Below are 12850 nucleotides of genomic sequence, written 5' to 3'. Positions count from 1 at the left end.
GAGCGATTCCCGACCCGACAGCCAAAAGTTGACCATCTGTGCGACCGATTGGCCATTGTTTCCAAATAGTGGATAATCTTCATTCAGAAACAAAGGTTAATATGCTATGCTGATCCCTGTTGCCTTGAAAAGGGGACGGGGTGCCATGAATTAGACATCTTCACGATATAGTGCAGTGTCGGGAGAGTGCTAGCGCCCGGTTGAATGGTCTGCTTTTTAGTCAATTTGTGTGGAAATCTCGCGCAGGTTGACGTGGGCCGAAGGAAGAGACTGTATGACTGAAAACAGCCGCGAAATGAATTCGTCGGCAATCGATATCGCGATTGTTGGTATGGCCGTAAATGTTCCGGGTGCCGTCAACGTGGCAGCCTTTTGGGACAACTTGCGCAGTGGCGTGTCATCCATCCGTAAACTTACCGAAGAAGAACTGCTGGCGGCAGGCGAAACCCCGCAGAACATCGCTCGCAAGAATTACGTGCGCGCCGCCGCCGATCTGAAAGGGTTCGAGACATTCGACGCCGAGTTTTTCGGCTTTTCGCCCAAAGATGCCGCTATCCTAGATCCCCAGCACCGCAAATTTCTGGAGGTCGCTTGGGAAGCGATGGAGCAGGCGGGCCATGTGCCGGAAAATGTCGCAGGGCCAATCGGTGTCTATGCCGGATGCGGCATGGGCAGCTATTTCTATTTCAACATCTGTTCCAACCCTGATCTGGTGGATGATGTGGGCATGTTCCTGTTGCGCCACACCGGCAATGACAAGGATTTCCTGTCCACCCGCGTCAGCCACGTATTCGATTTGCACGGCCCGTCAATCAACCTGCAAACGGCCTGCTCTACGTCGCTGGTGGCGATCCACTACGCCGCGGCAGCCCTGCGTGCGGGCGATGTTGATATGGCGCTTGCGGGTGGGGTTACCATAGAACTGCCGCAGGGGCGGGGGTATGTTTTCAATGAAAACGAAATCCTGTCACCGGACGGGGAATGCCATGCGTTTGATCACCGCGCGCAGGGCACTGTTTTCGGGTCCGGTGCGGGATGTGTCGCGCTGAAGCGCCTGTCGGATGCGCAGGCGGACGGCGACCATATTTGGGCCGTTATAAAAGGGTCGGCAGTCAATAATGACGGTGCGGCCAAAGCCGGATATCTGGCCCCTTCGGTGGACGGGCAGGCCGAAGCCATCGGTATGGCGCTGGATGCGTCTGGCGTGCGGGCCGAGCAGATCGAACTGGTGGAATGTCACGGCACGGGCACCTATCTGGGCGACCCGATAGAGGTTGCGGCCCTGACAGAGGCGTACCGCACCCAGACCGACAAGGTGGATTTTGCGCGGATCGGATCGGTGAAAACCAACATCGGCCATCTGGATACCGCCGCAGGTGTGGCAGGGCTGGTAAAGGCCGCGCTGTCTTTGCATCATGAAGCGATGCCGCCATCGCTGGGGTATGAGGCCCCGAACCCCGCAATCGGGTTTGACGGCAGCCCGTTTTCGGTGAACGCCAGCCTCACACCCTGGCCGCGCCGCGCCAACCCGCGACATGCGGCAATCAACGCACTGGGTGTAGGCGGTACAAACGCCCATGCGATCCTGTCCGAAGCACCGGCGCGTGCGCCTTCTGAAGAAAGTGATTTCCCCTTTCAGGTGCTGTGCGTTTCGGGCCGTACAAAGGCGGCGCTGGATGCAAATACTGCTGCCCTGTCCGCGCATTTGCGCGCTCATCCCGAACAGGATTTGGCCGATATCGCCCATACGCTGAAAAACGGACGGCGCGGATTCGAACGCCGCCGCGTGGTGGTGGCCGAAACCCATGAAGAGGCCGCCACCTTGCTGGAGGCAGGTGATACCCGCCGCGTGTTCACACATGAAAATCTGGGTGCAGACCCCGAGGTTGTGTTCATGTTCCCCGGCGGTGGTGCGCAATACCCCGATATGGCCCGCGATCTCTATGAGACAGAGCCGGTGTTTGCCGAAGCGATGGATCGCGGGTTGAATCATCTTTCGCCCCAGCTGGAATACGATATCCGCGCGCTGTGGTTGCCAGAGGCGAACAGAGAAGCCGCTGCCGAAGCGCTGAAAAAGCCCTCGGTACAGTTGCCGCTGATTGCGATCGTCGAATACGCGCTGGCCCAACTTTGGATTAGTTGGGGTGTCAGGCCTGCGGCGATGGTCGGTCACTCCATGGGGGAAAATGTGGCCGCCTGTCTGGCGGGTGTGATGAACTTTGAAAACCTGATCGATCTGGTTTTGTTGCGGGGTCGCCTGTTTGATACAGTGCCAGCAGGTGGAATGCTCAGCGTGCCATTGTCGCTCGCGGAAATCAAACCCTACCTTGATGACGATCTGGATATCGCGTCGGTCAATGGCCCCGAACTGACGGCAATTTCCGGCCCCGACGCCGCGCTAAAAGCGTTGGCCGCGCGGTTGGGCAAGGACGATGTGGAAAGCCAGCGCATTGCGATAGACATCGCCGCACACAGCCGCATGCTGGAACCTATTCTGGCTGAGTATCGCGCGTTTCTGGCCGGTCTTGATCTGCAAGCCCCCAAAATGCGGTTCATGTCCAACCGCACCGGTACAGAAATCACGGATGCGCAGGCGACCGATCCAGACTACTGGGTCGACCAGCTGCGCAACACGGTTCATTTCGCGGATTGCATTGAAACGCTGAGCGCGCAGGAAAACCGCGTGTATCTAGAGGTTGGTCCGGGCAAGGCGCTGTCGTCGCTTGCGCCGATGTGTGCGGGCGTGAAACCGGCGCAGGTGCTCAGTTCGCTGCGCCATCCCGATCAGGAAATCGCGGATGATATGTATTTTATCGGTGTCATCGGCAGGCTGTGGGCCTGCGGCGTTGAGGCCGATTGGGACCAGATCTGGGGCGAGGCGCGGCGCAACCGCGTGGTGCTGTCCACCTACCAATTCCAGCGCAGCCCGTATTTCATCGCGGCCGGGACGCAGAACATCCCCCCCGCGAGGCCCGAAATCGCGCGGCTGGAGGATATGGCCGATTGGGGTGCCGTACCAAGCTGGCGTGCGCGATATGCAGATGTAGACGCTGATCTTGATGCCGCGCTCGACTCGGCCAGTGGTGAAAACTGGCTGGTGTTTGCGGATCAGGACGGTGTCGCAGACACCGTTGTCAAACGGTTGATGGATGCCGGGGCGCGGGTGAATGTTGTTCGCGCCGGTGACAGTTTTGCCGATCTGGGTGCAGGGCAGTTTACGCTTGCACCCGAACAGGGACGCGAGGGGTATGACGCGCTGATGGGTGCGCTGGCGCAGGCAGATCAGTCGCCTACACGTATCGCCCATTTCTGGAGCGTGACGCGTACCGAGACCCACCGCCCTGGCAGCAGCTTTTATGACCGCTTGATGGAGCAGGGGTTTTACAGCCTGCTGTGGCTGGCCCAGACGTTGGCCGAGCGCGAGGATGCACCACAGACCCATTTAAGCATATTCACCAACGGTGCCGCACGAGTGGCTTCAGAGGCGCTGATCTATCCTGAAAAGGCGATGATAAGTGGCCCCGCAGGTGTGATGCCGCGCGAAATCACGGGCCTTACCGTGTCGACCGTGGATATAGACCTGCCCGAGGTTCAAGCCCCGAAAAGCCTGTTTGCACGCGCGTCCGAACCGGCTGGCGATGTCACGGGGGGATTGATCGAAGAAATCCTTGCGACCCCTGCGAATGCCGTTGTCGCCCTGCGCGCTGAGCGCCGGTATGTGCAAGGTCTGCGCGCGCAGCGGCTTGCACAGACTGCGGGCGCGACGACCCTCAAAAAGGGCGGCACTTATCTGATAACCGGTGGCTTTGGCGGGATCGGCCAGACAATCGCAGCTGATCTGCTGGCCAACTACGGCGCGCATGTTGTTCTGTTGGGGCGCCATGCGCTGCCCGCACGGGAAGCGTGGCCGCGTGTGTTGCAAACCACCCATGCAGGGGATGCGATAGCGCGGCGCATCCGCGCTGTGCAGCGGCTTGAGGCGCTGGGCGGCACTGTCGAAGTGGCCGCCGCGGATGTGATGAACGTGGCGCAGATGCGCAAAGTGATCGACAGCTTGCGCGCGCGCGGCACCATCGACGGTGTGATCCATGCGGCAGGTGTGCTCAACGACGCGCCGCTTTTGGGAAAAACACAGGCCCAGGTGGACACGGTTCTTGCGCCCAAAGTGCAGGGTTTGCGGGTGCTGGACCAGTTGTTGCCCGATGGCAGTGTTGATCTGCTGATACTGTTTGCGTCTACCTCCACCGCCACCCGCGCGGCGGGGCAGATCGATTATGTTGCTGCCAACGAATACATGAACGCCTTTGCAAAATCGCGAGTCGGGGCGAAAACCCGCGTTGTCGCGGTGAACTGGGGTGTTTGGGCCGATGTCGGTATGGCAGCGGATGCGGTCGGGCAGGCGCCTGACGTGGTTACACTGCCGCGCGCGCTGGATGTGCCGCTGCTTGACACTGTCGAAGTGATGGCGGATGCGACCCGCTTTTCTACTGCGCTGAATGCATCGTCGGATTGGGTGCTGGATCAGCACCGTATGGCCGAAGGTAGCGCGGTTATGCCCGGAACCGGCATGGTCGAAGCACTGGCGCAGGCCGCGCGGGGCGCGGGGCTGTCATACCCCTATGCACTGCGCGATTTGTATTTCCTGCGCGCATTCGAAGCGCCTGACGGCGAAACGCGCCGGATGCGTATCACTCTGGAACCGGACACAGACGGATTTGCCGCAACCCTGCGCAGTGATTGCACGCTGGACGGGCGAGAGGGCTGGCAGGCCCACGCTCAGGCACGGATCGGCAGCCGGACCGGCAAGCGGCATATGATTGATCTTGAAGCGGTTTCAGCGCGCCTTGGCGCGGTAGAGGAACATGACGGCGCGCATATGCCCACCCCGCAGGAGGCGCATCTGCGTTTCGGACCGCAGTGGCAGGCTTTACGCGCCCGCCAGATGTGCGGAGACGAAGGCCTTGCACGTCTTAGGCTAGACGCGTCGCTGGATGACGCGCAGGTTTTACATCCGGGGCTGATGGATCTGGCCACCGGCTGGGCCATCGACTTGGTGCCTGAATACGACGGAGCCGATCTTTGGGTGCCGATGTCATACGGTGAGATTGAGGTGTTCGCACCCCTGCCGCGCGAGATTTACAGCTGGGTGCGTCTTACCACGTCGGGCACCGATGATGCGCGGTTCGATGTGTCGATCTGCGAGGCCGAAGGCGCGGTGTTGGCCGAAGTACGTGATTTTGCGATGACGCGCCTGAAAGGCGGGTTTGCCGCGCAGTCTGCCCCGCTAAGCGCCGCAGAAGTTCAGTTTGATGATGCGGATGAGGGCGAAACCCGACCGCAAACCGAAGCAGAAGAGCGGCTGGCCTATCTGGTTTCCCAAGGCATCACTGCCGCAGAGGGGCCGGAGGCGCTGTTGCGCGCGCTAGCGCTGGACATGCCGCAAATCTATGTCTCGTCGCTGCCCTTGCAGGCATTGATTGCGCAGGCAGACACGCCGCCGCGCGCGGTATCCAAAGGCCAGAGTTTCGAACGGACCGATCTGGAAGGATTTGTCCCGCCCGAAGGCCCTGTGCAGGAAGCATTGGCCGAAATGTGGTCAACGCTGCTGGGCGTGTCGCCGGTCGGCGCTGACGACAGCTTTTTTGATCTAGGGGGGCATTCGCTGATCGCGGTGCGCTTGTTCGCCGCCGTGAAACGTGACTTTGGCGTTGAATTTCCGATCTCCGTTCTGTTCGAGGCGCCGACAATCGCGCAGATCGCTGCGCGCATTACCGCGCAGACGGGCGAGATCGCTGTTTCGGACAGCGATGAGGACCAGAAGCAAAAAACGGGATTTGTCCATCTTGTGCCGCTGAACGGTGTTAGCCCGGCCAAAGGCGCGCCGCTGTTCGTGGTGGCGGGGATGTTTGGCAACGTGCTGAACCTGCGCCATCTTGCCTTGCAATTTTCTGATGCGCGGGCGGTTTACGGCCTGCAAGCACGCGGGTTGATCGGCGACAGCGCCCCGCATGAAACCGTTGAGGACGCAGCGGCGGATTACATTGCCGAAATCCGTCAGGTTCAGGCGCAGGGGCCTTATCTGCTGTCGGGCTTTTCCGGAGGCGGTATCACTGCGTATGAAATGGCGCGCCAGTTGACTGCCGCAGGGGAGGAGGTGGCCGTGCTGGCGTTGCTTGACACGCCGCTGCCTGTCCGCCCGAGCCTGAGCAAGCCTGATAAGGCGCTGATCAAGCTGGCAGAGTTGCGCAAAAAGGGGCCGCGCTATCTGCTGGAATGGGCGCAAAACCGCATCGCTTGGGAAAAGTCCAAACGTGCCGGAAAGGTTGAAGCGCCAGCGGGCGCGCAGTTTAACAACACCAAGATCGAAGCGGCGTTTTTGCGCGCTGTCGGGCGCTATCAGACACCCGATTGGGACGGTCCGATGACGTTGTTGCGCCCTGTTCTGGACCGGAAATACAAGGTCAATGGTGGCAATTGGGTCAGCGAAGCACGCGAGTATGTCTTTGAGGACAACGACTGGACCCGCTTTGCCCCCCATGTGCGTGTGATCGAGGTGCCGGGGGATCACGACAGTATGGTGCTGTCACCCAATGTGGTTGTTATGGCGGCTGAGCTGCGCGAAGTGATCGACGAAGCCCTGCACACTGACGCACCGCGTCAGGCCACAGCGGCGGAGTAGCCAATGCCAGCCCCCACAGTGCTTTGTGTTATTTTGAACTTTCGCACGCCGGAAATGACCCTGCGCGCGGCAGAAGCAGCGTTGGCCGATTTGCACAGCGTGGGCGGTGAGTTGGTGATTGTCGACAATGCGTCGGGCGATGGATCGTATGAGATGATTACACAACAGGTTGCCGCCCGTGGCTGGGGCGAGGGCGGACTTGTGCGTGTTGTCGCATCGCCCGTCAACGGTGGCTTCGGGGCGGGGAACAACATCGCGCTGCGGATGACGCTGGGCGACGGGCGGGCACCCGACTATTTCTATGTGCTTAATTCTGATGCCTTCCCCGATGCGGGCTGTATCGAGGCGCTTATGGATCATCTCGAAGCGCACCGCGACGCCGGTATCGCGTGCAGCAATGTGCGCGGCGAAGACGGTGTTGTGCACACAACCGCTTTCCGGTTTCCCAGCATTGCGGGGGAGTTCGCCGGCGCGGCACGATTGGGTTTTATCGACCGCATGTTTCCCGAGGCCCCCGTGCCGATGCCGCAACCCGCAACCACCTGTCAGGTTGACTGGAGCGCGGGTGCCTCGATGATGTTGCGCCGCACCATGCTGGAACAGATCGGCCTTTTTGACGAGACATTTTTTCTGTACTTCGAAGAAACCGATCTGTGTTTGCGCGCCGCGCGTGCGGGTTGGTCATGCTGGTACGTGCAAGACAGCCGCGTGGTGCATATCGGCTCGGTTTCCACAGGATTGAAAACAACCAGGCGGATGCCGTCCTATTGGTACGATTCCCGCCGTCACTATTTTATCAAGAACCATGGCCGCGTGTATGCCGCAACGGCCTTGCTGGCCCATCTGGCAGGTGGTGTCTTGCACCGTCTGCGCGCGGCGCTGGGTGGGCGACATCCGCAGGATCCGCGCTGGTTTCTGCGTGATCTGGTTGCACACGCCGCCACCCCTTACCGTACATCCCCGGAGGACCGACTATGACCGCCCCCTTCAACGCTGATCCTTTTTCCTGTGTAATCCTCGGGGATCAGTCCCTCACGATCGCGTGCGGGGATATGATTGTTGCGGGGGGCCATACGGTGGTTGCCGTCGTTACAACGGATGCGGATGTGCGCGGCTGGGCGGATGCACGCGGCATTGCGAGCTATCCAAAACCGTCCGATCTGGCCGCCGCCGGATTGCCTGCATTCGACTGGCTGCTGAGCATTGCCAATTTGCGGATCATACCGGATGCAGTGCTGGCACTGCCCGCCAAGGGTGCCGTGAACTTTCATGATGGTCCATTGCCGCGCTATGCAGGGTTGAACACACCTGCATGGGCCATCATCAACGGCGAGGCGCAGCACGGCGTCAGCTGGCACATGATCGAAGGCGGCGTTGACGAAGGCGATCTGCTGGCACAGGAACTGATCGATATCGCTGCCGATGACACGGCCTTCAGCCTCAATTCCAAATGCTACGCCGCCGCGATGGACAGTTTTGACCGCGTTCTGGCGCAGCTGGAAAAGGGCAAGCCCGAGCGTACCCCCCAAGACCTGAGCCAGCGCAGCTATTTCGCCCGTAACCAACGGCCAGCCGTGTTTGACCTGATTGATTTCAGCCATACCACCGCGCAGGTTATCGCCCTGCTACGGGGGCTTGATTTTGGTGGGTATTGGAACCCGCTGGGTGTTGCAAAGATTGCTGCGGATGGCGTGGTTTATACTGTTGAAACCGGTGAATCCGCTACCGGAAACAGTGCAGCCGGAACCGTGCTTGGGGTAGAACCCGACGGGGTGGTTATCGCTACTGCTGACGGTGCCGTTAAACTGTCGGGTGTGGCGGGATTGCGCGGCGAGGTGGCATTGCCGGCAGTTGGTACGCACGTGGACAAGGCAGACACCGACCTTCGCCAATTGCAGGATTTGATCGTGGCGGATGAGGCGTACTGGCGTGCCAAGCTGGCGGCGCGGGAGGCGCTGCCAGTGCCATTGGCGCGTGGACGTGCCAGTGATGATTGGCACAAGCGCACCGTTGATTTGGCGCAAGGTACCGGCCGGGAGGACGCGTTGGCGGCGGTTATTGCTGCGATGGTGCTGGGCGCAGGGCAGGGCGGTGGCGACATCGCCTATGCGGTGAAACCTGCTGCAAACGGTTACGTATTGCCATGGGTGCCGTTGCGCAGTGATGCACCGCTTGCAGCGCAAATGGCGCGGATCGAAAAAACCGGCGGGATTGCCGCGGATCTGGCCTTGCGTGATCCGGCGGTTGATCTGACCACGCCTGCGATTGCGGTGGCGGATGCCCCCTTGGCGGGAAGCACATTGTCAATTGCAATCACAGAGGCGGCAATCACCCTGCATGGCAACGCCGGTCTGCTTGATGATGCCGCGATGCAAATAATTGCGGCAAGGGTGGCCAAAGCATTAACCGGCGATGCGGCTTTGCCCCCGGAAGAACGGTCGCTCCTGCTTGAAACGTGGAACAAGACCGAAACGGACTACGCCGCCCGGCCCATTCACACCAGCTTTGAAGCGCAGGTTGAACGGACACCGGATGCGACGGCGCTGGTGTTCGAAGACAACAGCCTTAGCTACCGCGCGCTGAACGCAGCGGCGAACAAGCTGGCGCACCGGCTGATCGCCTTGGGTGTTGGTACGGGCACACCTGTGGGATTGGCCACGTCACGCAGCCCCGATCTGTTGATTGGCGCGCTGGGCATTCTCAAGGCGGGCGGGGCGTACGTGCCGCTTGATCCTGCCTATCCAGCAGAGCGGATCAAACACTATATTACTGACAGCAGTGCACCTGTGATTGTCACCCAATCGGCGCTGGCGAACAGTCTGCCCGAAGGCGAGGCGAAACTGCTGCTGCTGGACACAGACCCCGATCTGGCATCCGCGCCAGAGACAAACCCCGAGGGGCGCGCGGACGCAAGCACGCTTGCCTATCTGATCTATACCTCCGGCTCCACAGGCACACCCAAAGGGGTAATGGTGGGCCATGGCAATGTTGCAAACTTCTTTGCCGGAATGGACCAGCGGATCACCCATGCGCAGGGCGATGCATGGTTGGCCGTGACCAGCCTGTCGTTTGATATTTCCGTGCTGGAATTGTTCTGGACCCTGTCACGCGGTTTCAAACTGGTGCTGGCAGGCGATGACAGCCGGACCGAGCTGAGCCGTGGCGCGATTGCTTTGCCGGATCGCAAGGTTGATTTCAATCTGTTCTATTGGGGCAATGACGATGGTGTGGGGCCCGAAAAATACCGCCTCCTGCTGGAGGGTGCGAAATTCGCCGATGCCAACGGGTTTAACGCGGTCTGGACGCCGGAGCGGCATTTCCATGCCTTTGGCGGCCCCTATCCGAACCCCTCGGTCACGGGTGCTGCCGTGGCGGCGGTCACGCAAAACCTGTCTGTGCGTGCGGGATCATGCGTTGCGCCTTTGCACCATCCTGCGCGTATTGCCGAAGAATGGGCTGTGATCGACAATCTGACCAACGGACGTGTCGGGCTGGCCATCGCAAGCGGCTGGCAGCCGGATGATTTTGTGCTGCGTCCTGAAAACACCCCACCTGCAAATAAACCCGCGATGTATGCCGCAATTGATCAGTTGCGCAGCCTGTGGCGCGGTGATGCGGTCGAATTCCCCACCAAAGACGGCACACCCTTTGCCGTGGTCACACAACCACGCCCCGTGTCCGCAGAACTGCCCGTCTGGGTGACCACCGCAGGCAATCCCGATACGTGGCGCGAAGCGGGCGAAATTGGCGCAAACGTGCTAACCCACCTGCTGGGTCAGTCGGTGGACGAGGTCGCGGACAAGATCAAAATCTATCACGCAGCACTGCGCCACGCTGGCCACGATCCGGCTGATTTCAAAGTCACCCTGATGTTGCACACCTATCTGGCCGAAACGCGCGCACAGGCCGAAGAGATCGCGCGCGACCCGATGAAAGACTATTTGCGCGCCGCCGCCGGGCTGATCAAGCAATATGCATGGGCCTTCCCCGCGTTCAAGCGCCCGGAAGGTGTGAATAATGCTTTCGAAATGGATCTTGGCAGTCTGGACGAGGAGGAGCTGGAAGCGATCCTTGAATTCGCGTTTCAGCGGTATTTCAACGACAGCGGCATGTTCGGTACAATCGAAGACGGCGTAGCGCGTGCAGAACAGCTTAAGCGGATCGGCGTAGACGAGATTGCCTGTCTGATCGATTATGGCATCGACGTCGACACGGTGCTGGCGGGGCTGAAGCCTTTGGCACAGGTGCTGGAACGGGCCAACGCAGGGTCAGCGCTCGCGGCGGATGATTTCTCGCTTGCGGGGCAGTGGATGCGTCACAAGGTCAGCCACCTGCAATGCACACCGTCCATGGCGCAGATGTTGGTTACAAATGACGAAACCCGCTATGCCTTGTCGGGTCTGAAAGAACTGATGGTCGGGGGCGAGGCATTGCCGGGTGCGCTGGCGGCAGAATTGCTGAAAGCCTGCGGTGGACGGGTGCAAAACATGTACGGCCCGACCGAGACCACAATCTGGTCCACAACACAGGATGTCACCCGGCCCGAAGCAACCGCCGCCATCGGCACACCTATCGCGAACACGCAGATTTACGTGCTGGACGCAAGCCTTGCGCTTTGCCCGATAGGTGTCGCGGGTGAGCTTTACATCGCAGGTGACGGTGTGGCCCAAGGGTATTGGAACCGCGCCGAGATGACGACCGAGCGGTTCGTCGAAAACCCGTTCGGCGCGGGCTGGATGTACCGCACTGGCGATCTGGCGGCATGGCGCAGTGACGGTGTGCTGGGCTTCATAGGGCGCGCGGATGATCAGGTGAAAATCCGTGGTCACCGGATCGAGTTGGGCGAGATCGAGAGCGCGCTTGTCGCCCAATCCGGCATCACGCAAGCTGTTGTTGTGGCGCGTGAGGGGGCTGGCGGCGCACAACTGGTCGGATATGTGACAGGCAGCAGCATTAACGAGGATGCCTTGCGTAAAGCACTCTCGGGCAGTCTGCCCGACATCATGGTGCCCGCGCGGATTGTCGAAATGGCGCAGATGCCATTGACGCCGAACAAGAAGATCGACCGGAAAGCGCTGCCGGCACCCGCTGCCAAAGCCGCGCCGGATAATGGTGGCGTGGCGACAGTCGAAGGCGACACCCAGGCTGCAATCGCAACTGTCTGGAGTGCAATTCTGGGCGTGTCCAACATCCGCCCCTCGGACAACTTCTTTGCGCTGGGCGGACATTCGTTGCTGGCTGTGCAAGCGCACCGTGACATAAAAGCGGCTCTTGGCGTGGACAGGTTGGGGATTACAGACATCTTCCGCTTTCCAACCCTGTCGGGTCTGGCGGCACATCTGGACAAAGGCCGTGCTAAAACCGAAACGCCGGCAGAGGCGCCGGCGCAAGACGCGCCAGCAAAGGCAGAGACAATTTCGAAACGCCGTGCGATGCGTGCAGGGCGGGCCAAGGCAGATATGTGATTGTCGATCCCGATCTTGTCGCGGCGCTGGCACGATCGGTTTTGCCCGATGGAATTGCCGTTGCCGCGTGTGATCCACGCGTCATGCCATCCAAAATCGAAGCTGCCGAGGACGCGGCAATTCGCACAGCCGTGCCACGTCGACGCACAGAATTTCACGCAGGCCGCGCCGCAGCCCGTGCGGCACTTTCGATGCTGGATATCGCTCCGCAACCCATTCTGACAGGACCGGATCGTGCGCCGGTCTGGCCGGCAGGGGTGACGGGCAGCATTTCACATTCGCGCACTGCCTGCGCGGCTGCCGTAGGATTGTGCCGTGACTGGCGCGGCATCGGCATTGATCTGGAAGAGGCCACGCCGCTGGACCCTGCATTGCTGCCCGAAATCTGCACCCGCAGCGAGCGCGCGTGGTTGAGCACATTGGGGCCGGACGATCAGGCCCATATGGCAAAGCTGTTATTTTCCGCCAAGGAAGCGGCCTATAAGGCGCAGTATCAGGTCACAAGAACACTGTTCGGATTTGACACATTCGAGATCCGGGTGGATCGCGATGCATCGCGCTTTAGGGCGGTATTTCAAACTTCCCATGGCCCGTTTGCCGCCGGTGACATTCTGAGGGGGCGTTTCAGACAGGCTGCTGGCCTGCTTGTCACGGGCGTTGCAGTTAGGCAATCTGGCACGGCACGGACGAACAACTCCTGAAGGGA

4 protein-coding genes are annotated in these 12850 nt (G+C 60.5%); all 4 read left to right on the top strand.

Annotated features, from left to right (window positions below):
* The first annotated feature begins 274 nt into the window (after positions 1 to 274).
* The 4 genes from OS189_RS08885 to OS189_RS08870 are packed head-to-tail and all read left to right on the top strand — an operon-like array spanning position 275 to position 12845.
* On the top strand, positions 275 to 6679 hold the full coding sequence (locus tag OS189_RS08885) for a type I polyketide synthase (protein WP_267166936.1): 6405 nt from the start codon (positions 275 to 277) through the stop codon (positions 6677 to 6679).
* Positions 6680 to 6682: 3 nt separating this feature from the next.
* Positions 6683 to 7657 (top strand): glycosyltransferase family 2 protein, encoded by a 975-nt coding sequence (locus OS189_RS08880; protein ID WP_267166935.1) that lies wholly within the window; start codon positions 6683 to 6685, stop codon positions 7655 to 7657.
* Positions 7654 to 12144, top strand: a complete 4491-nt coding sequence (locus OS189_RS08875) for a MupA/Atu3671 family FMN-dependent luciferase-like monooxygenase (protein WP_267166934.1) — start codon at positions 7654 to 7656, stop codon at positions 12142 to 12144. Before OS189_RS08880 ends, OS189_RS08875 begins: the two co-directional genes overlap by 4 nt.
* On the top strand, positions 12141 to 12845 hold the full coding sequence (locus OS189_RS08870) for a 4'-phosphopantetheinyl transferase family protein (RefSeq protein ID WP_267166933.1): 705 nt from the start codon (positions 12141 to 12143) through the stop codon (positions 12843 to 12845). Before OS189_RS08875 ends, OS189_RS08870 begins: the two co-directional genes overlap by 4 nt.
* The last annotated feature ends 5 nt before the right edge of the window (positions 12846 to 12850 follow it).

Source organism: Sulfitobacter sp. F26169L, from assembly GCF_026410285.1.
Classification (GTDB): Bacteria; Pseudomonadota; Alphaproteobacteria; order Rhodobacterales; family Rhodobacteraceae; genus Sulfitobacter.
The sequence above is the reverse complement of the archived record's forward strand: the minus strand, read 5'-3'. Positions and strand labels throughout refer to the sequence as shown.

Coding starts and splice junctions, on each gene's coding strand:
- OS189_RS08885 (WP_267166936.1), top strand. CDS start 275: ATGACTGAAAACAGCCGCGAAATGAATTCGTCGGCAATCGATATCGCG.
- OS189_RS08880 (WP_267166935.1), top strand. CDS start 6,683: ATGCCAGCCCCCACAGTGCTTTGTGTTATTTTGAACTTTCGCACGCCG.
- OS189_RS08875 (WP_267166934.1), top strand. CDS start 7,654: ATGACCGCCCCCTTCAACGCTGATCCTTTTTCCTGTGTAATCCTCGGG.